Origin of the sequence: Catenulispora rubra, from assembly GCF_015356825.1 — a bacterium.
In the GTDB taxonomy this organism is placed as follows: domain Bacteria; phylum Actinomycetota; class Actinomycetes; order Streptomycetales; family Catenulisporaceae; genus Catenulispora; species Catenulispora rubra.
Genome location: NZ_JAACYW010000036.1, coordinates 1 through 25,707, shown reverse-complemented (window position 1 = coordinate 25,707; position 25,707 = coordinate 1). Strand labels below are relative to the sequence as shown.

Genomic DNA, 25,707 nt, shown 5'->3' with positions numbered 1-25,707 from the left:
CGCAGCAGTGCTCAGCAGTGCTACGGGCCTACGGACTCGTGCAGGACAGGCTCTCCGGCGGGGCCGGAGCAGTGGTCTGATTCGCCACGAAGCCGAAGCTCGTACTGGCTCCGGCCGCGAGTTGCGAGTTCCAGTCCGCCGACTTCATCGTCGCCAGCGACCCGGACTGCGACAGCGTCCCGTTCCACGCGCTGACCACGCTCTCGCCGTTCGCCAGCACCCACCCGACCGTCCACTTGTTCATCGGGTTCTTGGACGGGTTCGTCACCGTGATCTGCGCCTGGAAGCCGCCGCTCCAGGAGTTGGTCACGGAGTACGTGGCCGTGCACGGCACCGAGGGCGGCGGCGGTGCCGTCGCGCCGATGCCGGTCACCTGGCCGGTGCCGCCGTCGAACACGACGTCGGAGCAGCCGTAGAACGTCTCGGGGCTGTCCGAGCGGGCCCACACCGAGTAGATGATGTGCCGTCCGGTCTTGTTCGCCGGCAGCGACGCGTTCCAGGAGTAGTAGCTCTGCAACGTGGCGACGGTGCCGGTGTTCGGCGGGTTCGTGATCGTCGAGAACGGCGCCGTTTCCAGGTCGGCCCAGGTCAGGGGCTTGGTCTGGTCCCAGCCGTCCTTGGTGATGTAGAGGCTGAACGTCCCGGGGTGCGCGGCCCACCGGTTGTAGTTGATGGTGATGCCCGCGCCCGAGGTCAGATGCGTGACCGGCCAGTCGGCACTCACCTGGTCGAACCCTGAGAAGTCGTAGTAGTTGCTGTTGCCGCTGCACAGCTTCCCGTCGGGGATGAAGCCGACCGTACCGCCGCTGGTGGCGCCGCTGCGGTTGCCGACGGCGAACCAGTTGTACAGCGGGGTGGTCCCGCTCTGGGCCACCGCCGCCTGGCAGGCCGGATTCTGCGGGACGATCTGGCCGGTGGAGGTCAGGCCGTCCTCGTAGCAAAAGAACGTCCGGCTTCCGGGGATCATCATCGCGCCGTGCGCCGAGGCCTGCGGCGCGAAGGTGATGGTCCCGATCAGACCGGCCAGCGCGAGCAGCACGCCGGCCAGCTTCCTGGGGATCTTTCTGCTCACATCGCTCGCCTTTCCATTCGCCTTTCGACAAATACAGATGTGGCGGACTGTGTCGGGCGGAGCGTAGCTCTGGCGACGCGGACCGTTACGTGAGCCGGCGCACGGCGTCGGGCGGCCGGATCGTCGAAGGAAGTCGAACGGGCATGTCAGAGCCCGTACTGGCAGGACGGCGCGCGACGTGGCTCGCAGGCCCGTTACGCGAAAGTTTCGCGCCGGAGCGGCCGTGACCAGGGGCGGCGTCGCAGGACTTTGACGCTCTTCGAACCTCCGGCAGACCATGCGACTGCCGAGATCTCTTGAGGGGAGCCGCCACCGTGCGCCACACCAGACCAGCTCCACCGTCCCGCTCACGTCGCCCACGCCACCCGCGCCGACGCCGTCGAGCGGTCCTGCACACCACGTTGGCCGCGCTCGCCGCACTGATCGTCGCGCTGGCCGCGGCCCTGGCCAGCAGCCCCGCGCAGGCGCTCGGCGTCGGCGGTACCCCGAGCCCGGTGACCGGCAACTCGACCCACTTCGACGGGCTCGGCGCGCCGTACGGCGGGTGCGGCATGCCGCAGGCGAACCTGGACTCCCAGGACTTCATCGCGCTCAACGCCTTCAACTCCCCCGGGAACTACGGCCAGTTCCCGCGTCCGGTACCGCCGTCGCAGGCCGGCGTCCTGGGCATGTTCGACAACGGGCTGAACTGCGGCCGGTGGGTGAAGGTGAGCATCGGCGACTTCTGCACGGGCACCAACGACGGCGCGCAGAACCAGCCCTTCTGCCGCAACGGCTCGTGGACCGCCGACAAGTACAACGGCGCGACGCTGAACATGCTGGTCGCCGACAGCTGCGGCGACTCCAACGCCTGGTGCCGCGACGACCCGTACCACATCGACCTGCACACCGACTCGATCAACCGCTTCCAGCTGAACGGCGGCGCGGTCGGCGACCTGCTGAACCACTGGAACAACCGCCAGGTGACGTGGCAGTTCATCAACGCGCCGAACTACACCGGCGACATCAACATCGGCTTCCTGCAGGGGGCCCAGGTGTACTGGCCGGCGATCTCGGTGTCGCACCTGGCGAACGGGATCCACGGCGTGCAGTACCTGTCGGCGAACGGGACGTGGGTCTCGGCGACGATGGACAGCGACATGGGGCAGGCGTACATCATCGGACCGACGGTGGCCGCCGGGTCGAGCTACCAGATCCGGGTGACCGACGCTTCGGACACCCTCATCAACGGCGGTCAGGTGTACAGCTTCTCGTTGCCTTCGTCCTGCGGGAGCAACTGCGGTGCTGCTTATACGCAGGTGCCGTACACGACGTCGTCGGGGTCGGGGTCGAGTTCGCCGAGCTCAAGCCCCAGTTCCACGCCGAGTTCAAGCCCCAGTTCGAGCCCGAGTTCAAGCCCGAGTTCCACGCCGAGCTCCAGCGCCGGCGCGGGCTGCTCGGTGACTTCCTCGGTGACCGGGACCTGGTCGAGCGGCTATCAAGTCGCGTTCACCGTGACCAATACCCGGACTGTCGCCACCTCCGCGTGGGCCGTGCGCTTCTCGTTCGCCGGAACGCAGACCATCGCAAACTCCTGGAATGTGACGGCAACACAATCCGGCCAGGCGGTGACTGCGAACTCCGTGTCCTACAACGGATCCCTCGCGCCGGGAGCCTCGACCTCCTGGGGCATGGTCGTCAACGGAGCCAATCAACCGCTCAGCGGCATTTCCTGCGTTTCCACCTGACCTCCCCCGGGTACCGCGTTCGACGTGAAGACCATGATGCGATTCGACGTGGTGATCGAGATACCGGCCGGCTCCCGGAACAAGTACGTCATGGACCACCGCCTGGGGCGCATCCGCCTGGAGCGGCAGCTGTTCACCTCGACCAGCTATCCCGCCGACTACGGCTACATCCCCGACACGCTGGCCCAGGACGGCGACCCCCTGGACGCCGTCGTGCTGCTGGACGAGCCGGCGTTCCCGGGGGTGGAGGTGGCCGTCCGGCCGGTGGCGGTCTACCGCTCGCATGACGAGAAGGGCGTCGACAACAAGATCCTGTGCGTCCCGGCGGGCGATCCGCGCTACGAGGACGTCCAGGATCTGACCGACGTCGCCCAGGAGCGGCTGGACGAGATCGGACACTTCTTCGACATCTACAAGGACACCGAGCCCGGTCGGCAGGCCCACCCGGGCACCTGGGCCGACCGCGCCGCCGCCGAGGCGGTCATCGCCGCCGACCGCCGGCGCCGGAGTGAGGCGGCACCCGAATAGGACAGCAGCCTGATACGCCGGGCGCTCAACGCGGTCGGCGAGAAACCAACAGCCTGCCGAGCGCCAGCGGACCCTGTATCTGGCGCTCGGCAGGCTTCACCGTGCTGCGGACCTGGTGAACCAACGGACCTGGTGAGCCGGCGGACCTGGTGGACTAGTTGACGGCCACGCAGTCCGCCGAGATCAGCTCCCAGTACGAGCCGTCGGCGTTCTGGCCGTCGGTGTAGATCCACTTCCCGACCGTGACGTTGCCGATCATGTCCTCCATGGCCGCCTTGTGCGCCGCCTGAGGCGTCGGGCCGTCGCCGTAGCCGGTGCACTTCCAGCCGTGGTCGTAGGCGCTCGCCGCCGAGGCCGTGACAACCGGTCCGATCGCAGCGGCCAGCACCGCTGCGGCGGCTATGGCGTTCCTGATCCGCATGAAGGCTCCTCCGTCATGTAGGCGCACCGCTCGACCTGGGCGGCTTCGAATCATTAAGCCATCGGTCGACGGCGTGGAAGTCTCACGTTCGTCTCAGCTCACCGTTGTCACACCGGTGCGACATTGCCGCCCCCGGCAGCCCGCCGGACGATGAAAAGCGTGGAAGACGCTCTGGTCGGCGCGGTTCGCAGGGTCCTGACCCACCTGCGCAATCCGCGGCGGCCGTCGGACCTTTCGCTGGAGACGTGGCCGGGGCTCGGGTCCCTGCAGGCGGTCAACGCGTTCGTCCGCACGGAGATCGACGCGATGGCCGGATCCGCCTCGCCGGTCGATCAGGAGGCCGCCGAGATCCTGCGGCTGTACTACCTCGGAAGGAGCACCGGGCATGACGTGACGGCGCATCGCGTCCACCTGAGCCGGGCCACCTACTTCCGGCGGCTGGACTACGGGATCCGGTGCCTCGCCGAGGCGGTGCGGGCTTTGGACGTCGTCGAGGGCTGAGACAGGGTTCCAGCAGCAGAATCGACAGCGGTATCCGCGGCCCGCCTTGCGAACTTCTCCCCGGCCCGCCGCAGCAGCGTGGCGACCGTGGACTTGTCCACGTTCAGCCGGTGCGCGATCGCCTCGTACGTATGGCCGCGGCTGCGCAGCAGCAGCACCTGGTGCTCGGTCGGGGACAGCACCGGCGGGCTGAGGCTGATGACGAAGGCCAGCTCCGGCGTGATCGCCACGGCGCCGGCGTGCACGGTCCGGATGGCGTCGGCGAGCTGGTCCGGATCGTCGTCCTTGACCAGGTAGCCGCAGGCACCGGCCTGCATCGCCGCCCAGACCTCCCGGTGGTCGGCGTGCACGGACATGACCAGGACGGTGCGGCCGGCGCGTACCAGCGCCGCGATGTTGCGAGCCGGGGCGACGCCGTCCTGCAGCAGCAGGTCCAGCAGCACCACGTCGGCCTCGACGGCGGCGGCCAGGTGCCCGGCGAGCGTCGTGTGCACCGCGCAGACCTCGATGTCCGGCTGCCCGGCCAGCAGGGCCCTGATTCCCGCCGGGGCGAGCCGGTCGTCGTCGACCACCGCCACTCGGATCACGCCGGCCACCGCAGCCGGACCCAGGTCCCGTGGCCCGGGACGCTGTCCACGCCCGCCGCCCCGCCGACCTCGGCCATCCGGCCGGCGATCGCCGTCGGCAGGCCCACGCCGGCCGTGGTCGTGCCCGGGTCGAACCCGCAGCCGCGGTCGACGACGTCCACGGTCACCGCCTCCGGATCGTCACCGGCGGCCTCGACGGTCACCCAGGCGGTGCGGGTGCCGGCGTGCGCCAGGACGTTGTTCAGCGCGGCGCGTGTCGCCCCGCACAAGGCCTCGACGACCGGCTCCGGCAGCCACGGCGGCAAGGCCCCGAACTGGTAGCGCACCCGCAGGCCGAGCGCGGCGCAGTCGGCTCCGGTGCCGACGAGCGCGAGGCGGAGTTCGGGCACTGATTCACTGCCGGAATCGTCCTTCTCGCTCAACAGGCCGCGCAGCAGGTCAGCGTTCGCCGCGCACCGTTCCCGCACCAGGGCGTCGGGATGGCCGACCGGCGCGGGCCGGGACATGGCGGTCAGCAGCGCCAGCGGGCCGTCGTGCAGTTCCAGATGACGCCGCCGCCGGTCCGCGTGCTGGCGGCGGCGCTCCAGATCCCGGCCCCGGTCCTCGGCCAGCCGCTCCCGCTCGGTGAGCACCGACCGCGCGCCGGCGCTCACGGCGGCCGCCGCGCGGTGCAGGCGGCGCGCGCCGGCCAGGCAGACCAGCGCGATGCCGACCTGCCAGGCCAGGTCTCCGAGGGCGTTGGCGACGTCGGCGACCGACAGCCGGGTGATGACGGTCGCCAGGTACGCCGGGCCGAGGACGGCACAGGCCGCCAGCGTCTGCCTGGTCGAGGCGTGGATCGCCACTCCGACCAGGGCCGCGGACACGAACGGCTCCAGCGCCGAGTTGCTGACGTTGTCGAAGTAGCCGGCACCGCCGGCGACCCGCAGCGTGATCAGCGCGCCGGCCAGGAGCGCCACGTCGACCGCGCTGATCCACAGCGCGGGCGGGCCGCCGCGGGCCCGTGCCAGGTACACCAGCGCCCACGACCCGACCGCCGCATAGGCCGCGACGGCCAGCCGGATGTGCGCGAACTGTCCCTCGCGCAGCCCGACGACGAGGCTGATGACCGCGCAGACCAGCGCGACGGCCCGCGCGGTGACCGCGACCGCGGTCAGGACCGCACTCACGTGCCGCTCGATATGAAGGCCGTCTTCGACACCAGCCGTCACTGGCGCTTCCACCCGATCGCGCCGTGCCTGCCCGATGACGCGTCATCGAGCACTGCTTACCAGTCGATGAGATTCGACAGCTGATATGAGTGCTCGATGATGCTTTCATTCATCGTAGTTGCCACGGCGGGTGTTGGGCCTCAGCGCGGCTCAATCCTCAATGAGCCGCGGGCTGCTCGTTGACCGGCGGGACGGCGCCGAAGCCGTAGCCCCACTTCAGTTGGCTGACACCGCTGGCGTTGTTGTTCTGCAGGCGTCCCTTGGCGTCCAGGCTCTCGATCGAGTACGTGTCGCCGGTTCGCAGGCCCGGCCAGTAGACCATCCCCATGCCCATCCCGCGGGCGGTGTCGGTGACGGCCGCGAAGTAGGATGTGTACTGGTTCCCGTTGTGGGCGCCGTAGTTCAGGCCGGTGGTCATCGGGGAGCCGGCCTCGTCGATGATGGTGCGGTAGGCGTAGCCGCCGATGCGGGGAAGCAGGTTGTTGATCCAGTCCGCCTCGGTGGTGGAGCTGGCCCAGTAGCCGTAGAAGTGCAGCGAGAGCAGCGTGCCGTTCAGGGCCGGGGCCGCGCCGACGCCGGTGACGTTGTCGTTGTAGCCGCTGCCGGAGATGACGACGTGGTCGCGCGGGACGTCGGCGTGCCGGGCGAGCCAGCCGGTGCAGACCTGGACCCACTCGTCCAGGGTGTAGCCGAAGGGCTCGTTCATCGGCTCGAAGTAGACGCGCGGGTTCGTCCGGTACGCGGCGGTGACGGTGTCCCACATGGTGTTCCAGGCGGCGACGTCGTCGATCCGGCCGTTCTTCGGGGTCGGCGCCTCCCAGTAGCTGAGGATGACCTTGTCGCCGGAGGCCGTCGCGGCGTCGATCGTGGCGCGGTAGGAGTTCCACCAGGCGGTGCCGACGCTGGCCGGGTTGATCGGCAGGCGCAGGGTGTTGGCGCCGAGGTTGGCGCGGAAGCCGTCGACCATCTTCTGGGTGACGCGGTAGACGGTGCGGTAGTCGTCGGTGACGCTCAGGCCGCTGGGCACGACGGCGTCGCTGGCGTAGTTGTCGCGAGGGTCGGCCCAGTTCACACCGTGGAAACCACTCGGCGGGGCGCCCTTGGCGGCCGCGCTGTCGGCGACGGCGGCGGCCGGGGCCGGGCTCGCGGCGGCGTAGGCGGCGAACGCGCTGGTCACGGTGGCCGCGAGCACGCCGGCCACGAGCACGGAAGCGGTGCGCCGGAAACGCACGAGGGGATGACGCATCAGGTACTCCCTCAATTAATTCGGGTGTAAATTAACTGGACGGAAGCTAGGGCCGAGACGAACGCACTGTCAAGGGGCGGCCCGGCACGGCGCCCGGCACGGACCACTACGATTTCCCCAGCAGCTTCCCCATCAGTGCGCCCGGCACGGCCGACGACGTGGCGCGGGGCCGTCCGGCGAAGAAAGCGGTTGATATGCGGTGGGGCGCGGGCTTCGTCTCCGGGGACATGACCCGCACCGCGGTGCTCGCGCTGCTGGCCCGGCGCGGCCCGCTCAGCCGCGCGCAGATCGCCGAACTGCTGGAGCTGAGCCCGGCGACGATCACGCAGGGCACGCGGCGGCTGCTCGCCGAAGGCTTGTTGGTCGAGGAGGCGCCGCGGCCGTCGCAGGGCGGCGGACGTCCCTCGATCCCCCTCGCATTGGTGCCCGAATCAGCGCACACCATCGGGATCCAGGTCGCGCACGAGCACGTCACCGGCGTCACCTGCCGGCTGGACGCCGAGGTCGTGCACAGCTTCCGCCGCGCCTTCGACCCGGCCGCCCCGGACGCGCTCCAGAGCCTCATCACCCTGATCCGCACAGAGATCGAGGAGGCCCGGCGCCAGGGACTGCCGCTGGCCGGCGTCGGGGTCGCGGTGCCCGGCATCGTCGACCCGGAGAGCGGGACCCTGCGGATGTCGGTGCGGCTGGGCTGGAACGGGCTGCCGCTGGCCGCGCGGCTGCGCGAGGCGCTGGGCGTGCCGGTGTTCGTGGACAACGACATCAGCGCGGTGACGGCCGCCGAACGGCTCTACGGCCCCGGCGCCGACGAGGCCGACTTCCTGCTCGCCGCGATCGGCCAGGGCATCGGCCTCGGGATGGTGCTCGACGGCGCGCCGTACCGGGGCGCGCTCGGCGCCGCCGGCGAGTTCGGGCACATGCCGGTGCAGCCCGACGGACCGGTCTGCGTGTGCGGCAACCGCGGCTGCCTGGAATCGCTGGTGAGCACAGAGGCTTTGCTGCGCAGGGCGCACGAGGCCGGCATCCTGTCGGCCGCATCAGACCTCGACGATCTCGGCGTGGCCGCCCGCGACGGCGACGAGGCGGCCGTGGAGCTGGTGCAGACGGCAGCGACGCTGCTCGGCCGGGCCCTGGCCGGCGTGGTGAACCTGCTGGGGCCGCGCAGCGTGGTCATCATCGGGGAGATCACAGCGCTGTGGGACCTGCTCGGCGAGCCGTTGCACGCGGTGCTGCTGGACCACCTGCTGCCGTGCGTGCGCGACACCACGATCGAGGTACGGCCGTGGGACGACGAGCTGATCGCGGCGAGCGCTGCGCGGGTGGTGCTGGCGGCGCCGCTTGCCGCGCCGCGACAGCGGGGGTAAATCCGGCGCGCAGCCTCAGCGGAACCGCACATCCCGCCGCCACCGCGCCGGCGGCGTCCCGTAGCGGTTCTTGAACGCGCGGCTGAACGCGGCCTCCGACGCGTAGCCGACGCTCTCCGCGACGTTCGCGACCGGCAGGAAGGTGTCGCGCAGCAGCGTGGTCGCTGCGTCCAGGCGGACGTGCGCGAGGTACGTGGCCGGCGGTTTGCCGACGCGGGCCACGAACCGGGCCGCGAACGCCGAGCGGGACAGGTTGCTGGCGCGCGCCAGCTCGTCGACGGTCCAGTCGTGGCCGGGCTCGCGGTGGATGGCGCTCAGGGCCAGGCCGATCTGCGGGTCGAAGGCGCCGGCCAGCCAGGTGGGTTCGGCGTCGGCGCCGGAGGCCCAGGTGCGCATGATCTGGATGAAGATCAGGTCCAGGATGCGCGAGACCATCACCGCGGAGCCCTGCGACGGTGACTGCATCTCCAGGACGATCATGCGGCGCGCGACTTCGAGCCCTTCGAGCGCCTCCAGCGCCGGGCCGCCGGAGCCGCCGGAGCCGCCGGAGCCGCCGGAGCCGCGCAGGATGATCACGGCCGGCAGGCTGCCGAGCAGGTGGCTGGCCTGCGGGTCGCCGATGGTGAACGTGCCGCAGAGCCAGCGCGCGGGTTCGGGGACGTCGTCCGCTACTCCGTCGGCGAGCGCGATGGCATGCGCACGACCGCCGACGTCGCTGATCGAGTGCGAGTCGCCGCGGGGCAGCAGCACGAAGTCGCCGCGGCGCAGGTGCTCGGCGTGCGGATAGCCGTCGATCTCCAGCAGGACCTCGCCGGCTTCGACGATGTGCAGACTCCCCCGGTCGGCGAACCCGATCGAGAACGACGGCGGCGGGGTGTGCGCGACGATGCGCTCACCGCTGAGCCGGACGCTTCGCAGCAGCTCCGAGAGCAGGTCGTGGGGCCGGCCGTCCGGATCGCCGCCGAGCACGCCACCGGGCGCACCGACGTCGCCGGGCGTCGCTGGACGATCTGCAAGGTTTTCCGGCGGAGCGGTCATGGTCGCTGCCCATTCCTCTGAAATATTCTCGACGAACAGTGAGCGGGACCACCATACGCCACATCAAATCCGGCCCGCCCACGTCGATTACCGCCACCATAACGGGAGGTCATTATGGCCGAGCACGGCAACCCCACCAAAATCAGCTTCATCTATTCCAATCCCGCCGACCCGGACGCCTTCGAGGCCGCCTACGCCGACCAGCTCGCGCTGGCCCGCAAGCTCCCGGGCCTGACCCGGCTGGAGGCCGCGAAGGTCTGGCCCAAGGAAGACGGCAGCCCGATCCCGGCGTACCGCCTGCTGGACCTGTACTTCGCGGACTACGCCGCGGCCAGTGCCGCCGCCGCGGAGGCCGGTCCGTTGGTCGGCGCCACGAAGCAGCACGCCACCGGCGGCGTGATCATCGCGTTCGCGGAAGTGCTTGAGAACAACTGAGAGAATGGGTAATTCTTAATCGTTGCCGGGGTCGGAATTCTCGACCCCGGCAACGATTAGTTCCGCGCACTGAACAGCGAATGTTCAGCAGCGAGAATCGCCACTGAACCAGCCATGTCAGCATCCCTGTCAGCGCCGAGTCAGTTCCGTGTCAGCGCGCCCGCCGAAGGTGGAGACACGACAGCGGGCCGCAAGGGCCCGCGAAGCAGACCAGGGAGACCATGATGACCACCTTCGCCACCCCCGCCCCGATCGCCGTCGTCCTGGACATCCCGGCGGGCCGGGTCCGGCTGATCGCCGGCGAGCGCGCCGAGACCACCGTCGAGGTGCTGCCCATGCAGGCCTCGAAGAAGCGGGACGCCAAAGCCGTCGAGCAGACCTCGGTCGAGTTCGGCGACGGCGTGCTGCGCATCACCACGGTCGAGGCCAACCGCTACCTCGGCACCGGCTCCGTGGACGTGACGATCCACCTGCCCGCCGGCTCGCAGATCCTGGGCAAGGCCGGCGCCGCCGAGCTCCACGGCACCGGGCGGCTCGGCGACGTCGCCTTCGAGGGCGGATACCGCGCCATCGACCTCGCCGAGGCGGCGAGCGCCCGGCTCACGATGCACATGGGCGAGGTCACCGTCGGACGCCTGACGGGGCCGGCACACATCCGCAACGGCATGGGCGACATCACCATCGCCGAGGCCCTGACCGGAGCCGTCGAACTGCGCACCGACATGGGAAACCTGTCCGTGCACGCCGCCAGCGGCGTCTCGGCCACCCTGGACGCCGGCACCACTCAGGGCCGCATCACCAACGCGCTGAAGAACAGCGTCGGCGCCGCGGCCGCGCTGACCATCAAGGCGACCACGTCCAGCGGCGACATCACGGCGGTCAGCCTCTGACCGGAAGCACGTGAAGCACGTCAAGCACGTGAAGCGCGTCAAGCCTGTGAGGCAGCTCGTGGCTGCCTCACAGCGGCGCGATCTCGGTCTTACGCAAGTGCTCGTACACCAACGACGTCCGCACGTCCGCAAGCTCCTTGCGCCGCGTCAGCTTGTCCAGCACCAACGCCTGCAACTGGTCGGTGTCCTTCACGGCGACGTGGATCAGGAAGTCGTCGCCGCCGGAGACCACGAACACCGACAGCACCTCGGGCAGTTCCTCGACGAAAGCCCGGAAGCCGTCGATCACCGCGCGGTTCGGAGGCCGCACGCGCACCGCGATCAGCGCCTGCAGCGTGCGGCCGATGGCCGCGAGGTCGACCTGCGCGTGGTAGCCGACGATCAGGCCGCGGCGGCGCAGCGAGCGCATCCGCTCCAGACAGGTCGAGGGGGCGATGTTCAGCGTCTTGGCCAGCTCACGGTTCGTGCGCCGGCCATCGTTCTGCAAAAGCGCCAGCAGCGCCGAATCAATGGCGTCCAGATCGGTCACTCCGGCAACCTAGCAGAACTTAATTCGGATCTTGAGCGATCGGAGCGCACCAGCGGCTACTGTCGGCGCTCAGATCCGGCACTGGTTCGCCCGAACGGCGCGAACACCGACTGAACGCCGGCGTCCATCCCTCGCGAGGAGTACCGCATGCCGTCGCCCGAGAACACCCTCCCCCGCTTCGAGAAGTGCGCGATCGTCATCGACGACGCGCTGCCCACCGGCCTGGCGATGAACGCCGCGGCCGTCCTGGCGCTCTCGATCGGCGACGCCTACGGCGAGACCGCGCTCGGTCCGGAGGTCAAGGACCGCGACGGCCAGGTGCACGCCGCGATCACCGAGGTCCCGCTGCCGATCCTCAAGGCCGACACGCAGGCCCTGCACGGCATCGTGGCCAAGGCACTGGCCGAGCCGGACGTCTTCCTCGTCGACTTCACCTCCGCCGCGCAGGCCGCGCGCGACTACGGTACGTACATCGAGTCGATGGAGGTCACCTCGGCCGAGGACCACGTGTATGTGGGCGTCGCCGTGGTCGGCGCGAAGAAGGCGGTACAGCGGCTGAGCGGAAGCCTGCCGCTGTACCGGTAAGCCCTAAGCCGGATCGGATCAGAGGCCGAGGCTCGACAGCGCCGTGGTCCAGTCCGTCACGATCGCGTTCTGCGCGTCCGAGAGGCTGACGCTCCCGTTGCAGACCGCCTTCTTCAGCTTGTTCTCGACCCCGTCCTTCGTGTACGAGGTGCCGCCCGAGCTGTCGGTGCTGTAGTGCGGCTCCGGCCACAGGTTCTGCGGGTCGCGCGGCGCGCCGCCGAGCTCCAGCGGTATGAAGTGGTCTTCCTCGTAGTCGCTCGTGCTGGTGTCGCTGTAGCCGTACTCGGCTATCTGCTGGACCTTCAGCGCGTTGGTGTAGGACGTCGGCGGACGGACCGTGGCGGTCCAGCCCGACACGCAGATCGTCGAGTCGATCGTGTCCTGCGTGACGTCCGGGTTCAGCACGCCCGGGGTGCAGGCCGGGTCCGGCAGCGGCAGGTAAGCCTGGGAGCACGTGATGTCGGCGTGGGCGGCCTGGGCGTCGGGACCGACGAACACGGCCGCGCCGGCGACGGCGGCCGAGACGGCGACGAACAGGGTGAAGCGACGCGATATCGCGTAGGACATGGGGATGCGGCCTTCCGGTGGGTGGCGAGGGTGGCTTTCGCCTTCGCCGGGGAAGCTACCGACGGGTATCGGAGACCGCAAGATGCTGATATCAAGATTCAGTTATAGGCCTGGAACTCATAACCTGGCGTTTCCCGCAGCGCATGCCGCAATCCACCGGAAACCCGGACTTAGCCATCGCCATCCCGGTCGGGACACCGGCGCGGCCGGGAAGAGCGCGAGCGTCGCGACTTCATCAGGGCTCTGAGGTCGGCGACAGCTCAGAAGAGCGCCTCACCCGGCTCGATCTCGCGCCTGGCAACGCGTCCGCCCTCGACCCCCACGATCGGCGCGGGATACCCCCGCTTGCTCAGTTCGGCCGGGCCGAGGCGCCAGGGCTGGTGCACCTGCATCGGGTCCGCGAGGTCCGCGAGCTCGGGGACGTACCTGCGCACGTAGTCGCCTGCGGGGTCGTAGCGCGCCGCCTGGCGCAGCGGGTTCAGCACCCGGTTGGGGCGGGTGTCCATACCGGTGCCGGCAACCCACTGCCAGTTCAGGGTGTTGTTGGCGACGTCGGCGTCGAGGAGGTGGTGGGCGAAGTGAGCGGCGCCGTGGCGCCAGTCGATGCCGAGGGTCTTGGTCAGGAAGCCGGCGGTGATCAGGCGCGCGCGGTTGTGCATCCAGCCTTCGGCGGCGAGTTGGCGCATGCCCGCGTCGACGATGGGGATGCCGGTGGCGCCCGCCGTCCACGCGGCCAGGCCCTCGGGGTCGTCGGGCCAGGTACCGCGCGGGCGCAGGTCGGTGTGGGCGGCGGCGGGACGCGCGGCGAGGACCTGGTGGTGGAAGTCGCGCCAGCACAGCTGACGCAGGAACGCCTCCGTGCCGGCGCCGGGGTGGTCGCGGGTCGCGCGCGCCGCGAGTTCGGTGGCTGATACGCAGCCGAAGTGCAGATACGGCGACAGTTTCGAGGTGACGTCGGCAGCGAGGTCGTCGTGGATGTCCTCGTACTGGTCGACGGTGTTCGCCAGCCACTCGCGGGCCCGGAGCCGGCCGGCGGTCTCGCCGCCAGGTAGTTCGGAACCCGCGATAAAACCGGGCACAGCCAGGCCGGCGATATCGGGCACGGTCAGCTGCGGCGCATTAGCCGGAGCCCGCAACGGCAGCTCAGCCCACCGGCGCCAATACGGCGTGAACACCGAGAAGTAGTCGCGATCGGTCGGTCGCAACTCCCCCGGTACCTGGATAGTGTGGACCCGGTCGTGCAGTTGAAGCAGCACGCCTTGGGCATTCAGCCCTGCGGCAAGCGAACGCTCCCGCTCCTGCGCGTACGCCGTGACATCGGAAGCCATATGCACCTCCGTCGCCCCCACCTCGGCGGCGACCCGACAGACCTCTGCGACGAGTTCCCCCGACCGCAGGACCAGCCGCCCGCCGAGCTTGCGAAGCCCGGCGTCGAGATCGGCCAGGCACTCCTCAAGGAACCGTCGCCGCATCGGGCTGATCCGCGGCAGGATCCCGTCGTCGAGCACGAACAGCGGCACGACCCGGCCGCCCCCGGACGCCGCTGCGGCAGCGAGCACGGGGTTGTCGTGAACGCGCAGGTCACGCGTGAACAGCGCGACCGCGGTCGGCGGTTCTGACGGCGACGATAACGACGACGACGGCGACGACGTAGGCAACGGCTTACTCACCCATCCATTCCAGCAGCTCTCACCGGTCATTCGGAGCGGCACGCCGCACGGATTGCCCCGCTTCCCGATCCACTCCCCCAAGTCCCGATCCGTTTGCCCCCGCCTCCCGATCCGCCAATCCGGATCCCCGCCGGCACCGAATACCTCCTGTCGAGACATCGTCAAGGGAGGCACCGGTGACCGGAACGGCGTCAGCACGGCACAACCACCGCGAGCAGGTAGCGGTCATCGGCTCCGGCATCGCCGGGCTGACGGCCGCCTACGTCCTGCAAAGCCGCTACGACGTCCTGCTGTTCGAAGCGGACGACCGCCTCGGCGGCCACGCCCACACCCACGAGGTCGCCGACACCGGCCGCATACTGTCCGTGGACAGCGGCTTCATCGTCCACAACCGCCGCACCTACCCGCACCTCATCCGCCTGTTCGCCGAGCTGGGCGTCGCCACTCAGCCGACCGAGATGTCGATGAGCGTGCGCTGCGAGGGCTGCGGCCTGGAGTACGCCGGCGCCAAAGGCCCGCGCGGCCTGTTCGCCACCCCCGGCCAGGCATTACGCCCGGCGTTCCTGCGGATGCTCTTAGAAGTACGCAGGTTCCACCGCGACGCACGTCAGCTACTGGAAACCACACCAGACCCGGCAGCATCCGGAACCACACTGCGAGAGTTCCTGACGGCCGGCGGCTACTCCCGCTTCTTCACCGACCACTTCATCCTCCCGCTGGTCTCAGCCGTGTGGTCCTCCGGACGCGAAACCGCCGAACGCTACCCGGCCGCCTACCTGTTCCAGTTCCTCAACCACCACGGCATGCTCGCCGTCACCGGCTCGCCGAGCTGGCGCACCGTCACCGGCGGCTCGAAGACCTACGTCGAGCGCGCGGTGAAGAACCTGCACGCCGTGCACCTGAGCACCCCGGTCCGCACCGTGCGCCGCACCGCAGACGGAGTCGAGATCCGCGACGACGCCGACGACCTCCACACCGTCGCGAAAGTCGTCATCGCCACCCACTCCGACCAGGCGTTACGCCTCCTCGCCGACCCCACCCCGGCGGAGGCGGCGATCCTCGGCGCCATCCCCTACTCGGTCAACGAGACCGTGCTCCACACCGACACCGCGCTGCTCCCGTCGACGCGCGCCGCGTATAGCTCGTGGAACTACCTGCTGCCGTCCTGCACCAACGGATCCGCGGACCGCGCCGTCGTGACCTACGCGATGAACAAGCTCCACCACCTCACCACACCGGTCGAGTACCTGGTCACGATGAACGCCGCCGACCGGATCGATCCGGCGACCGTCATCGACCGCATGCGTTACGAACACCCCACCTACACCCCCGAATCCGTCGCGGCACGGTCCCGCCTCGCAACGCTGACGACCGACCGCACGGCCTTCGCCGGCGCCTATCACGGCTGGGGCTTCCACGAAGACGGCTGCGCCTCCGGCGTCGCGGCCGCAGCAGCGTTCGGGGTGACCTGGTGAACAACGTCGCGAGCACCGCAGCTGGCACATCAGCGCTCTACGAATGCCGCATCCGCCACGTGCGCCGAGGCCGCGTGGCCAACGACTTCACGTACTCGTCCTACCTGTGGCTGGTCGACCTCGACCACCTCCCGCACTTACCCGGCCCGCTGCGTCCGCTCGCCGGCTTCACCGCCGCCGACCACTTCACCGGCACCGACATCAGCATCCGCGCGGGCCTGGAGGACTTCCTCGCCGACCACGGCGTCTACCTCACCGGCGGCAGGGTCCTGATGCTCACCGCGGCGCGCGTACTCGGGTACGTGTTCAACCCGCTGACCGTCTACTGGGTCCGCGACGCCGACGACCGTCTGCTCTGCGTCGTCGCCGAAGTCCACAACACCTACGGTGGACGCCACGCCTACCTCCTGTTCCCCGACGAGGAAGGCCGCGCGAACGTCGCGAAGGAGTTCTACGTCTCGCCCTTCCTACCGATCGAAGGCGGCGTCTACCGCATGCGGCTGCCCGAACCCGACGACCAGCTCAGCGTCGCGATCCAGCTGGACGTGCCGGACGCGACACCGTTCGTGGCCAGCGTGCACGGCCGGCGCCGCGACGCGACCACCCGCGAGCTGCTGCGCCTGGCCGCACGGCACCCGCTGGCGCCGCTCGCGGTCGCCGCCCGCATCCGACGGCAGGGTGTTGCGTTGTTCCTGCGCGGGCTGCCGGTCGTGCCACGGCCCGGAACCCGCCGAAGCGCCAGACGCGACCGACGCGACGGACGCGACCGGCAAGTCAAAGACCTGACAAAGACCGGAGGACACTGAGAATGCGGGCTGAATCCGTGTCGGCGTTCGCCGCCGTTTCGGCGATCGACGCGGCGGTTCTTCTGATCGTGTTCAGCGCCGTGTTCGTGGTCGCCCTCCGTCGGAACCGTCACCGATACGTCGACGCCGTATGGGGATCAGCGTTCGCGTTGGTCGCCGTCGTGACAACCGCGTTGACCACCGATCACGGCGACGGATGGCGCCGCTGGCTGCTGACGGCCTGCACCGTCGTGTGGGGACTGCGGCTCTCGCTGCACATCGCCCGGCGCGGACGCGGCGCCCCGGAGGACCCCCGCTACGCCGCGATGCTGGCCAAGGCCGGCGGCAATCCGGCGTGGGCCGCGTTCACCCGCGTCTACCTGCTGCAAGGGGCCCTGGTCTGGTTCGTTTCGTTGCCGGTGCAGGTCGGCCTGGTCGGCAAGGGCACTTCGGCCGTGGCTTACGCCTGTGCCGTGATCGGCGTGCTGTTGTGGCTGCTTGGCATCGGCTTCGAAGGAGTCGGCGACTGGCAGCTGGCGCGCTTCAAATCCGATCCCGCCAACCGCGGCCGCCTGATGACCGAGGGTCTGTGGCGCTACACCCGCCACCCCAACTACTTCGGCGACGCCTGCGTGTGGTGGGGGCTGTTCCTGATCGCCGTGGGCGCCTGGCCGGTCCTGCTGACCGTCCTGTCGCCGGTGCTGATCACCTGGCTGCTGACCTCCGGGAGCGGCAAGCCCCTGGTGGAGGCCCACCTGTCGGCGACGCGTCCCGGTTACGCCGACTACGCCGCACGGACCAGCGCGTTCCTCCCCCGGCCGCCGAAGCGGAGCTGAGGACCGGGCCGACGATCCGGCCCGGTCAGCAGCCTCAGCTGGTCGGCATCAGCACCGAGTCGACGATGTAGACCGTCGCGTTGGCGGTCTGCACGTTCCCGCAGACCACGTTGGCGCCGTTGACCTGGAACGACTGGCCCGAGCCGGTGACGTTCACCGTCCCGCCCTCCAGCGTGGCGTGCGATCCGGCCAGCTGGTCCGGCGAGAGCTTCCCGGAGACGACGTGGTACGTCAGGATCTTGGTGAGCTTGGTCTTGTCGGCCAGCACCGCCTTGAGCGTGTCGGCGGGGATCTTGGCGAACGCGTCGTTGGTCGGCGCGAACACCGTGATGCCCTGCGCGGAGTTCAGGGTGTCCACCAGGCCCGCCGCCTGGACCGCCGTCACCAGCGTCGAGAGCACCGGGTTGTGCGAGGCGGCGGTGGCGACCGGGTCGGTGGCCATGCCGGTGAAGCTGCCGGCGCCGGTGGCGGGCACCGCCGAGCAGGCCGAGCCGAAGGGCGCGGAGGCGCTGGTGGCGCTGCCGGCAGAGCCCGTGCTGGCAGCAGCCATCGAAGTGCTCGATGTCGCCGCGGCGGCCGGCTTGCTGGAACTACTGCTGCACGCACTCGCGCTTACCGCGATTGCCGCCGAACACAACAGAACGGCTGCGGTCTTGCTGCGGGTGGAGAACATATTCAGCTCCTTGATTCAGGGATGTATGGGTGCTGTTGACGAGTGGTATTCGGAGCTCGGACCGATCCGGATTGGTCGCGTTTTTTCGTGACTCCCGAGAGTCAGATCGCAGTGATCACGACCGAGTGCCAGCCGGTGGCACCGTTAGGAAAGGTGTCGGCGCGTTGCTCGGTCTGCGCGGCCCCCGTCGCATCGGTCGCGCGGACTTCGAGCTTGTGCAGCCCGGGGGTCAGGTTCAGGTCGCACGTCCACTGCCGCCAGGTGTCCGGGGTGTCGGCCTGCGCCAGGCGTGCGAGCGTCCAGGGACCGCCGTCGGAGCGGACCTCGACGGCGTCGATGCCGCGGTGCGTGGCCCACGCGACGCCGGCGGCCGTCACCGGGCCGGACGGGACCCGCGCGAACGGCTTGGGCACGTCGATGCGCGACGCGGTCTTCACCGGCGCGATCTTCGACCAGCCGCGCTGGACCCAGTAGGGGTCGTAGCCGGCGAAGGTCGTCAGCTCCAGATCGACCAGCCATTTGGTGGCCGAGACGTAGCCGAAGAAACCGGGGACGAGCATGCGGCAGGGGAAGCCGTGGGCGATCGGCAGCGGCTCGCCGTTCATCGCCACGGCCAGCAGGCCGGTGCGGCCGTCGAGCACTGACTCGACCGGCGTGCCGATCGTCATGCCGTCGATCGAGCGGCCGACCAGCTGGTCCGCGCCGCGCTGGACGCCGGCCTCGCGCAGCAGGTCGGCCAGGGCGGCGCCGATCCAGCGCGCGGTGCCGACATAGGGCCCGCCGACCTCGTTGGAGACGCAGGACAGGGTCTGGTCGTGTTCGATCAGCGGCCGGGCCAGCAGGTCGGCGAAGGTCAGCTCCAGCGGATGGTCGACCATGCCGTGGATCCGCAGGGTCCAGGCGTCCGGGTCCACCTGCGGCAGCACCAGGTCGGTGTCGACGCGGTAGAACGCGGAGTTCGGCGTGATGAAGTCCGAGAGCCCGGCGACGTTCGGGTGCGCGCCCGGCGGGATCGCGGCCGCGCGGACGGTCGGCGCGGGGATCTTCACGCGGGCTCGTTTCAGCGCGACGTTGTAGCGGCGGTCCACCACGACGCGTCCGACCAGGCCGCTCAGGGCGGCCGCGCCGGCGGTGCCGGTGGCCAGCGCGAGGAATCCGCGGCGGTTCTGAGCCCAGAGCGGGAGGCGTGAGGGCGTGGCGGTCGGCTCAGTCGTAGCTTCTTCTTCGCCTGAGGCGCGCGCCGCCTGATAGCTGCGTACGAGCAGCACCATCGCGGCCACAGCCACCGCGGCCCCGAGCAGCGACGGCCACACGTCGCCGGTCCGCGAGGTCGGACGCGACAGCGCGGCCCAGGCGCCGACCGCTCCGAACACCGCGACGAGCGCGACGCCTACGGCCAGGCGCCGCAGGGCGAGGATGCCGGCGGCCAGAGCGATCAGGGCGAGCGTGGTGTAGATGCCGGTGAGGAGGAACAGTTTGTCGTCGGTGCCGAAGTTCCGGATCGCGAACTCCTTCAGCGGCGTCGGCGTGAGGTCGATCGCCGCCGAGCCGACCGCGATCGCCGGGGCCGTCTGCGGTCCGGACCAGACCGCGACCAGCTCCCCGACTCCGACCGCGAGTCCGGCTGTGATCAGGCCGATCGCCGCTCCGGGCACTGATCGGGCCGCCGTTCGCACCAGCTTTTGGGCGGTCTTTTGGGCGGTCTTTCGCGCCGTCGTTCGCGCCGCTGTCCCCGTCTTCCCCGCTTTCCCCGCCGCCGCCGTGCCGGTCGTCCTCCCGAAGCGCCTCATGCCAGCCGTTCGGAGCGGTACGCCGCGCGGATTGGATTTCCGACACGTCCGGACCAATCCGGGACGGCTTGGGCACCGAATAGCAGTCGTGAGGCGAGAATTGGGACAGGCCGAGCGCCGCCGCGCCCCCGACGACTTCGACAACTGGAGACGACAGCCCATGCTCGGACGTGCCGGCTCCAAGTCCACGCCGGAGGAGCAGACGACGCTGGAATCGCAGCTGCGCCGCGTGGCCCTCGGCGACCGCGAGGCCTTCGACACGGTCTACCAACAGCTCGCCGCACCGATTCTGGGTGTCGCGCGCCGTGTGGTGCGCGATCCGGCGCAGGCCGAGGAGGTGGCACAGGAGGTGTTGGTCGAGATCTGGCGCACCGCCAGCCGCTTCGATCCGGAGCGCGGGTCGGTCCGGGCGTGGGCGCTGACCATGGCGCACGCACGCGCCGTGGACCGCGTCCGCTCCGCCGACGCCGCCGCCCGCCGCGACGCACGCGCCGCCGAGCTGATGGTCGAGCCGCCGTTCGACCAGGTGGTCGAGGCGGTGGAGGCGCGGCTGGACCGGGAGCGCGTCCGACGATGTATGGAGGGGCTTACAGAACTACAACGCCAGTCGGTGACGTTGGCGTATTACGGCGGCTACACGTACTCGCAGGTGGCGCATCTGTTGAACAGCCCGCTCGGCACTGTGAAAACCCGTCTGCGCGACGGTCTGGCCCGGCTTCGCGACTGCCTGGGGGTGGGAGGATGAACGCCATGGACCCGGAAGTCCACTCGCTCACCGGAGCGTATGTGTGCCACGCGCTGGAGCCGGCCGAGCGTGAGGCTTTCGAACGTCATCTGGCTCAGTGCCCCACCTGCGTGCAGGAGGTGGCCGAGCTGCAGGAGACCGCGGCGCTGCTGGCCTCGGCCGCCGCCGAGACGCCGCCGGCGCGGCTGAAGGCGGCGGTGGACGCGCAGATCGCGGTGACGCGGCAGATCCCGCCGCTGGTCGCGCACGGTCCGGCCGACCGCCCGGCCGCGGCTCGGCAGACCGCCGCCCGGCCGCGGCGTCGGTGGTTCACGGCGCTGGGGTGGGGCGTGGCGACCGGGCTTGCGGTGGCGGTCGCGGTGCTGGGGGTGCGGGTCGGCGATCAGCAGAACCAGATCGACCAGGCGAACCAGCGCAGCACGGCGATCTCGACGCTGCTGTCGGCGCCGGACGCCCACGCCGACAGCGTGAACGTCAGTACCGGCGGGACCGGGATGGTGCTGGTGTCGCGGTCGCGCGACGAGGCGGCGATCACGATCAACGGGCTGGCGAAGTTGGAGCCGGGGAAGGCTTATCAGCTGTGGATGATGGGGCCGTCGGGGACGCGGTCCGGCGGGGTGTTGCCCGCCGGTGCGCAGGCTTCCGGCTCGGTGCTGGCGCACGGGTTGGGTGACGCGCAGACGATCGGGCTGACGGTGGAGCCGGCTGGGGGTTCGGCGCAGCCGACGACCACGCCGATCATGTTGCTGCCGATGCCGGCTTGATGCTTTGGCTGGTGGCTGGCTGGACGTGGTTTCGCCAGGCTTCGTTGCCAGGCGCCGTCGCCTATCTCAGTACTGTGATCTGTTTTTGGTTGGGTGGATTGTGGATTGAGGGGAACCGTGGGCGGGTGCGGTGCGTCGAAGTGGCACCAGTTCTTGGGGGTTCAGGTTTCTTAGGGGCGGCCATGCGGCGGACGGTTCTGGCAGGTGTTGGTGTCGTCGTGTCGGCGCTGGTGGTGAGTGGGTGCGCCAGCAGGCCGGTCGGCTCGGGCAGCGGTCCGGGCCTGGCGGTGAGCACGGTGAGCACGTCCAACACGTTCGCGCCGGTGACGACGAAGAACGACTGCACGGACTACGTGGCGCAGATCAAGTCCGGCTACACGGGACCCGCCCCGAAGATCGGCCCGCTTCCGGCCTCCGCGCATCCGGTCTCGCTGCTGGAGTGCGTGCAGGACTTCCAGGACGTCGCGGGCCAGGGACAGTTCTCAGTGGTCAACACGGTGCGGTCGACGGGCTCGGTGGACGCGTTTGTCAGTGCCTTGCGAGCCGCTTACGTCAGACCCCCGGAGCCGACTCCGCAGGGTGGGAGCTACAGCTGCGCCGCCATCGGCTACACCCCGCAGTGGCTCGCGCTGATCGACGCGGACGGGACGGTCTACCGCGTCGAGATCCCGTTCTGGGGCGTGTGCTCCGCGCCGGATCGCAACGTGACGACCGTGTTGGCGACCGTGTTGGCGGCCGTGCCGACCAAGGTCACGTCCACCGAGCGGATCCGCCAGACGGTCTCGCCCGGCGCGAAGGCGAGCGGCTGCGAGCAGCAGTTCGCCGAGATGGCGTTCGTCGGCGCGCAGCTGAGCGGATCGGCGGCGAACAGGCCGTTCTTCGCGGGGCAGAACGCCGGCAAGCCCTTCCGCGTCTGCTACTACAAGCTCACGGACACCACCGACAAGACCAAACCCGCCGGCGACTTCGAGACCGCCACGATCATCACCGGCACCCCGGCCACCACCATCTACGACGGCCTGACGAACGCCCCCACCGCCACCAACGCCAAGAACTGCACCAGCCCGGCGACGGAGTACGCGGTCCTGTTCACCAACTCCGGCGCGGGCGACTGGAGCGTGGTGGAGCTCAACGGATGCAAGCTCGCCGGGGCGGATTCCGGGCCGGACCGGGAGGTGCCGGCGCCGGTGATGCAGGTGCTGGTGGCGGCGAAGGGCGGCTGAGGCACGGTCGCCTGACTCAGATCACTGCAACAGTCTTCGGCACGCCAGCGACCCGAGATGAGATCCGCTCGCGATCGAACTCGCGACGATCAACCAGCGCGCCGCAAGCCGACCACTCACCTCGCCGCGATCAATCTCCGTGCGCCGCGTCGTAAGCCGCCTGCGCAGCCGTGAACCGCGGCATGTTCGCCTCGGCCCAGTTCCCGATCACGGCGATCGGCTCGGCGAGCGAGTGCCCCAGGTCGGTGAGGGTGTACTCCACGCGGGGCGGGACTTCGGCGAAGATCTCGCGGGTCACCAGGCCGTCGCGTTCCATGCGGCGCAGGGATTGGGTCAGGACCTTCGGGGCGACGCGGACGAGGTTGGCGCGCAGCTCGGTGAAGCGCATCGGGCCGTCGGACAGCAGGAGGACGACCAGGACCGTCCACTTGTCGCCGATCCGGTCCAGGATCTGGCGCGTCGGGCAGTCGGCGTCGAACAGGTCGCCGCGGTCCGCGGACGCCTCCTGCGCGGGCCGGAGCTCGTCGACCAGGCGTGGTCGCGCTGGTCCGGCAATAGTAACCATGAGGTACTTATAGCACGTTGAAGTAATCAGTTACCAATGGTTACTGTCTGACGCAGCCAGGCGCACCCCGCGGCTGGAGCCACTGTGAGGGAGACACGACCATGAAGATCGCCGTCTACGGGGCCACCGGCATGATCGGCAGCCGGGTGGTGGCCGAGGCGCTGACCCGCGGCCACGACGTCACCGGCGTCACGCGCACCGGCGGCGAGCTGCTCGAGGGCGTGCGCGCGGTGCAGGGCAACGCCGGTGACGCCGAGCTCGCCAAGCGCGTCGCCGCCGACGCCGACGTCGTCGTCTCCGCGATCGGGCCCAGCCGCACCGGCGGCGACCGCCGCGAGTTCCTCGCCGAGCTGCGCACCCTGGCCGAGACGCTCGGCAGCGCGCGCCTGCTCGTCGTCGGCGGCGCCGGCTCGCTGCTGGTGAACGGCCACCGGCTGGTCGACGACCCCGAGTTCCCCGAGATCTACAAGGCCGAAGCCCTCATCGCGGCCGAGGCCCTGGAGTACGTCCGCGGCCTCGGCGACACCGCCGACTGGACGTTCTTCAGCCCGGCCCCGGTGGTCCAGCCCGGCGAGCGCACCGGCTCCTACCAGACCGGCACCGACTCCCCCGCCGGCGACCAGATCTCCGCCGAGGACTTCGCGGTCGCGATGCTGGACGAGATCGAGAAGCCGGCCTTCCGGCGCCGCCGGTTCACCGCGGCCAACTGAGACACGAGACACGCGGCACGAGGCACTAGACGCGACTGATTGCCTCGCTTCGACGGCCAGGGTCACCTTGACCCTGGCCTTTCGGCTACATCAGCGACGCCAGCAACCTCACCCCGAAGTCACCGACGGCGAGAAAGCGTTCGGCGCCAACAACACCGGCGTCCCCGACCCGTCCGCCGGCGTGGACCACACGTCGTACCCGGTCCCCGCCTTCTGCGGCACCCCGTACATCACCGTGTGATCGTCCAGCCAGGCGGCCTGATCGTCCACACTGCGCTGCTCCGCCAGCGGCGTCTCCTTCATCGTCGCCAGATCCAGCACCTCCAGGTGCCACATCTTCCACGCGTCGCTCGAAACCCGCTTCTTGAACACGATCCGCGTCCCGTCCGGAGACAGCGACGGGCACTCGACGTTGTCGATCACTGTCGTCAGCGTGTGCGCCGCGACGTTCCCCCGCACCAGCCACGTCCTACCGCCGGTACCGAGCGTCGCATAGAACGTGTTGTCATCCGCCGCGAACGTCATGCCCCACAAGTTCTCGTCGACGTTGCTGTACGGCTTGCCCTGCACCGTGATCGCGAAAGACTCCAACGAATCGGTCAGCACCCCGGTCTTCAGATCCAGCATGGACGTCCGGGTCGAGAATGCGGGCCCGTTGTACGCGTCGCCGGCCACGAACGTGGTCCACGCAGCCATCCGGCCGTCGGCCGACAACCGCGCCCGGTTCGGAATCCCGGCCGCCTTCACCTTTTTGACCAGTTTCAGCGTCTTGTCATAGACCTCGACCGACGCCACACGCACCAAGTTCTCATCAGCACGCAGACACAGCAGCACCCCGGCCGCGGTGTAAGACCGATCGCACTGGATGTTGGACAACGTGGGGACGCCCGTGACAGTGCTCGAATTCCCCGACACCTTGAGCTCGGCCAGCGTCCCGAAATCAGGACCCGCGACCGTGGTCTTGTACAGCAGGTACCCCGAACCGGTGTCCAGACTGCTGGACTGGTCGAGAACCACAGTCCCCTTCACCCCGGCGCGCGCCGTGGGCCGACCCTGATACGCCACGACCACAGCGCCCACGGCGACCGCGAGCAGGACCGCGACGGCGGCGACGAAGATCTTCGTGCGATGCGGTGACTCGGTTATCGACACCGGCAGACGGTATCGCGAGGCATGTCCCCGCCGGGCAAGATCTGGCGTGAAGCCGAAATATCCCTGTACGGATCACGCGAAAACGCCTCCCCGACGCCAGCCCGCCACACGCATCGCGGATTCCCGCACGCCACCCCCTTGCGCGACAATATTAGGTATGCCTTACCTTAGTGCGCATGACTTGGGCTGACGCTGCACCGAACCTGCTGATCGGTTTGCGCGAAGGACTGGAAGCGGGGCTGGTGGTCAGCATCCTGCTCGCCGCGCTCCACAAGGCCGGCGCGGGGGCTGGGGCCGAGAAGGCGGCCGGATCCGGGATCGGTTCCGAGACCGCGAGCGCGAACGCGACGGGGTCCGGGTCCGGCACGGCGAACGTGGTCGCGACCGCCTCCAGGAGCGAGAGCGGAACCGCAGGAATCGGGACGGCCACGGCCACCGCGACGGCCCCCGCCGCCGCCACCGAATCCGGCGCAGCCACCGGGACCGGAACCGGCGCTGTCACTGGATCTGGCCCGGCCACCGGAATCGGGACCTCCACCGCGACCGCCGCCGAATCTGGCGCTGCCACCGGAACCGGATCGGCCACCGCCACCGGAACCAGCGCGCCCACCGCCACCG

26 protein-coding genes and 2 pseudogenes are annotated in these 25,707 nt (G+C 69.9%); 15 read left to right on the top strand and 13 right to left on the bottom strand.

Features of this window, described 5'->3' with window-relative positions:
- Positions 1-28: 28 nt before the first annotated feature.
- On the bottom strand, positions 29-1,072 hold the full coding sequence (locus tag GWK61_RS13130; protein ID WP_194908622.1) for a lytic polysaccharide monooxygenase auxiliary activity family 9 protein: 1,044 nt from the start codon (positions 1,070-1,072) through the stop codon (positions 29-31).
- Between the two features lie 401 nt (positions 1,073-1,473).
- On the opposite strand from GWK61_RS13130, the gene GWK61_RS13125 reads away from it, so the two are divergent.
- Together GWK61_RS13125 and GWK61_RS13120 are read left to right on the top strand one after the other, a co-directional pair.
- On the top strand, positions 1,474-2,799 hold the full coding sequence (locus GWK61_RS13125; protein WP_228562234.1) for a cellulose binding domain-containing protein: 1,326 nt from the start codon (positions 1,474-1,476) through the stop codon (positions 2,797-2,799).
- A 36-nt stretch (positions 2,800-2,835) separates the two neighbouring features.
- On the top strand, positions 2,836-3,327 hold the full coding sequence (locus GWK61_RS13120; protein WP_194908650.1) for an inorganic diphosphatase: 492 nt from the start codon (positions 2,836-2,838) through the stop codon (positions 3,325-3,327).
- Positions 3,328-3,481: 154 nt separating this feature from the next.
- Here GWK61_RS13120 and GWK61_RS13115 read toward each other — a convergent pair whose 3' ends face one another.
- Positions 3,482-3,748: a hypothetical protein gene (locus GWK61_RS13115; RefSeq protein WP_194908621.1), complete on the bottom strand. Its 267-nt coding sequence runs from the start codon at positions 3,746-3,748 to the stop codon at positions 3,482-3,484.
- A 159-nt stretch (positions 3,749-3,907) separates the two neighbouring features.
- Here GWK61_RS13115 and GWK61_RS13110 point away from each other — a divergent pair, with 159 nt between their 5' ends.
- Positions 3,908-4,249 carry a hypothetical protein gene (locus GWK61_RS13110; protein WP_194908620.1) on the top strand — a complete coding sequence of 114 codons (342 nt, stop codon included), beginning with the start codon at positions 3,908-3,910 and terminating at the stop codon, positions 4,247-4,249.
- On the opposite strand, the gene GWK61_RS13105 is transcribed toward GWK61_RS13110, so the two are convergent.
- From GWK61_RS13105 to GWK61_RS13095, 3 genes and pseudogenes are all read right to left on the bottom strand, one after another.
- On the bottom strand, positions 4,192-4,836 hold the full coding sequence (locus GWK61_RS13105; protein WP_194908619.1) for a response regulator: 645 nt from the start codon (positions 4,834-4,836) through the stop codon (positions 4,192-4,194). The two genes, GWK61_RS13110 and GWK61_RS13105, sit on opposite strands and share 58 nt — an antisense overlap.
- Entirely contained in the window at positions 4,833-6,005 is a 1,173-nt protein-coding gene (locus GWK61_RS13100) for a sensor histidine kinase (protein ID WP_194908618.1), read from the bottom strand. Before GWK61_RS13100 ends, GWK61_RS13105 begins: the two co-directional genes overlap by 4 nt.
- 205 nt (positions 6,006-6,210) lie before the next feature.
- Positions 6,211-7,293 (bottom strand): annotated as a pseudogene (locus GWK61_RS13095) (cellulase family glycosylhydrolase); the annotation flags it as partial.
- Positions 7,294-7,487: 194 nt separating this feature from the next.
- Here GWK61_RS13095 and GWK61_RS13090 point away from each other — a divergent pair.
- Positions 7,488-8,657 (top strand): ROK family transcriptional regulator, encoded by a 1,170-nt coding sequence (locus tag GWK61_RS13090; RefSeq protein ID WP_194908617.1) that lies wholly within the window; start codon positions 7,488-7,490, stop codon positions 8,655-8,657.
- A 15-nt stretch (positions 8,658-8,672) separates the two neighbouring features.
- On the opposite strand, the gene GWK61_RS13085 is transcribed toward GWK61_RS13090, so the two are convergent.
- Positions 8,673-9,695: an AraC family transcriptional regulator gene (locus GWK61_RS13085; protein WP_194908616.1), complete on the bottom strand. Its 1,023-nt coding sequence runs from the start codon at positions 9,693-9,695 to the stop codon at positions 8,673-8,675.
- Positions 9,696-9,809: 114 nt separating this feature from the next.
- Between GWK61_RS13085 and GWK61_RS13080 the strand changes: the two genes are divergently transcribed.
- Both GWK61_RS13080 and GWK61_RS13075 read left to right on the top strand, forming a co-directional pair.
- The gene (locus tag GWK61_RS13080) at positions 9,810-10,130 is read left to right on the top strand and encodes an EthD family reductase (RefSeq protein ID WP_194908615.1); all 321 of its coding nucleotides are present in this window, start codon (positions 9,810-9,812) and stop codon (positions 10,128-10,130) included.
- Between the two features lie 224 nt (positions 10,131-10,354).
- The gene (locus GWK61_RS13075; protein WP_194908614.1) at positions 10,355-11,020 is read left to right on the top strand and encodes a DUF4097 family beta strand repeat-containing protein; all 666 of its coding nucleotides are present in this window, start codon (positions 10,355-10,357) and stop codon (positions 11,018-11,020) included.
- Positions 11,021-11,087: 67 nt separating this feature from the next.
- Here the strand turns inward: GWK61_RS13075 and GWK61_RS13070 are convergent, their stop codons facing one another.
- The gene (locus GWK61_RS13070) at positions 11,088-11,540 is read right to left on the bottom strand and encodes an Lrp/AsnC family transcriptional regulator (RefSeq protein WP_194908649.1); all 453 of its coding nucleotides are present in this window, start codon (positions 11,538-11,540) and stop codon (positions 11,088-11,090) included.
- Positions 11,541-11,696: 156 nt separating this feature from the next.
- Here GWK61_RS13070 and GWK61_RS13065 point away from each other — a divergent pair, with 156 nt between their 5' ends.
- On the top strand, positions 11,697-12,134 hold the full coding sequence (locus GWK61_RS13065; RefSeq protein WP_194908613.1) for a DUF2000 domain-containing protein: 438 nt from the start codon (positions 11,697-11,699) through the stop codon (positions 12,132-12,134).
- Between the two features lie 18 nt (positions 12,135-12,152).
- Here the strand turns inward: GWK61_RS13065 and GWK61_RS13060 are convergent, their stop codons facing one another.
- Both GWK61_RS13060 and GWK61_RS13055 read right to left on the bottom strand, forming a co-directional pair.
- Complete coding sequence (locus GWK61_RS13060; protein WP_228562232.1) at positions 12,153-12,701, bottom strand: hypothetical protein; 549 nt, start codon at positions 12,699-12,701, stop codon at positions 12,153-12,155.
- 260 nt (positions 12,702-12,961) lie between these two features.
- Positions 12,962-14,359: a cryptochrome/photolyase family protein gene (locus GWK61_RS13055; protein ID WP_228562243.1), complete on the bottom strand. Its 1,398-nt coding sequence runs from the start codon at positions 14,357-14,359 to the stop codon at positions 12,962-12,964.
- Between the two features lie 188 nt (positions 14,360-14,547).
- Between GWK61_RS13055 and GWK61_RS13050 the strand changes: the two genes are divergently transcribed.
- From GWK61_RS13050 to GWK61_RS13040, 3 genes are read left to right on the top strand one after another with little or no spacing between them, the layout of a single operon-like run.
- The gene (locus GWK61_RS13050; RefSeq protein ID WP_194908611.1) at positions 14,548-15,846 is read left to right on the top strand and encodes an NAD(P)/FAD-dependent oxidoreductase; all 1,299 of its coding nucleotides are present in this window, start codon (positions 14,548-14,550) and stop codon (positions 15,844-15,846) included.
- Positions 15,843-16,652 (top strand): DUF1365 domain-containing protein, encoded by an 810-nt coding sequence (locus tag GWK61_RS13045; RefSeq protein WP_323747538.1) that lies wholly within the window; start codon positions 15,843-15,845, stop codon positions 16,650-16,652. Before GWK61_RS13050 ends, GWK61_RS13045 begins: the two co-directional genes overlap by 4 nt.
- Positions 16,653-16,654: 2 nt before the next feature.
- Positions 16,655-17,467 carry a DUF1295 domain-containing protein gene (locus tag GWK61_RS13040; protein ID WP_194908610.1) on the top strand — a complete coding sequence of 271 codons (813 nt, stop codon included), beginning with the start codon at positions 16,655-16,657 and terminating at the stop codon, positions 17,465-17,467.
- Positions 17,468-17,501: 34 nt separating this feature from the next.
- Here the strand turns inward: GWK61_RS13040 and GWK61_RS60685 are convergent, their stop codons facing one another.
- Both GWK61_RS60685 and GWK61_RS13030 read right to left on the bottom strand, forming a co-directional pair.
- Positions 17,502-18,140: a fasciclin domain-containing protein gene (locus GWK61_RS60685; RefSeq protein ID WP_194908609.1), complete on the bottom strand. Its 639-nt coding sequence runs from the start codon at positions 18,138-18,140 to the stop codon at positions 17,502-17,504.
- A gap of 101 nt (positions 18,141-18,241) precedes the next feature.
- The gene (locus GWK61_RS13030) at positions 18,242-19,930 is read right to left on the bottom strand and encodes a molybdopterin-dependent oxidoreductase (protein ID WP_194908608.1); all 1,689 of its coding nucleotides are present in this window, start codon (positions 19,928-19,930) and stop codon (positions 18,242-18,244) included.
- Positions 19,931-20,090: 160 nt separating this feature from the next.
- On the opposite strand from GWK61_RS13030, the gene sigK reads away from it, so the two are divergent.
- From sigK to GWK61_RS13015, 3 genes are all read left to right on the top strand, one after another.
- Positions 20,091-20,675, top strand: a complete 585-nt coding sequence (gene sigK, locus GWK61_RS13025) for an ECF RNA polymerase sigma factor SigK (protein WP_194908647.1) — start codon at positions 20,091-20,093, stop codon at positions 20,673-20,675.
- Positions 20,676-20,680: 5 nt separating this feature from the next.
- Positions 20,681-21,439, top strand: coding sequence for an anti-sigma factor (locus GWK61_RS13020; RefSeq protein ID WP_194908607.1), 759 nt, complete (start codon positions 20,681-20,683; stop codon positions 21,437-21,439).
- Positions 21,440-21,621: 182 nt separating this feature from the next.
- The gene (locus GWK61_RS13015; protein WP_194908606.1) at positions 21,622-22,662 is read left to right on the top strand and encodes a hypothetical protein; all 1,041 of its coding nucleotides are present in this window, start codon (positions 21,622-21,624) and stop codon (positions 22,660-22,662) included.
- A 130-nt stretch (positions 22,663-22,792) separates the two neighbouring features.
- On the opposite strand, the gene GWK61_RS13010 is transcribed toward GWK61_RS13015, so the two are convergent.
- Positions 22,793-23,227 (bottom strand): winged helix-turn-helix transcriptional regulator, encoded by a 435-nt coding sequence (locus GWK61_RS13010; RefSeq protein WP_194908605.1) that lies wholly within the window; start codon positions 23,225-23,227, stop codon positions 22,793-22,795.
- Between the two features lie 101 nt (positions 23,228-23,328).
- Between GWK61_RS13010 and GWK61_RS13005 the strand changes: the two genes are divergently transcribed.
- Positions 23,329-23,937, top strand: coding sequence for an NAD(P)-dependent oxidoreductase (locus GWK61_RS13005; RefSeq protein WP_194908604.1), 609 nt, complete (start codon positions 23,329-23,331; stop codon positions 23,935-23,937).
- Between the two features lie 108 nt (positions 23,938-24,045).
- Here GWK61_RS13005 and GWK61_RS13000 read toward each other — a convergent pair whose 3' ends face one another.
- Positions 24,046-25,089: a TolB family protein gene (locus GWK61_RS13000; RefSeq protein ID WP_194908603.1), complete on the bottom strand. Its 1,044-nt coding sequence runs from the start codon at positions 25,087-25,089 to the stop codon at positions 24,046-24,048.
- Positions 25,090-25,265: 176 nt separating this feature from the next.
- Between GWK61_RS13000 and GWK61_RS12995 the strand changes: the two are divergent.
- Positions 25,266-25,707: pseudogene (locus GWK61_RS12995) on the top strand (hypothetical protein); the annotation flags it as partial.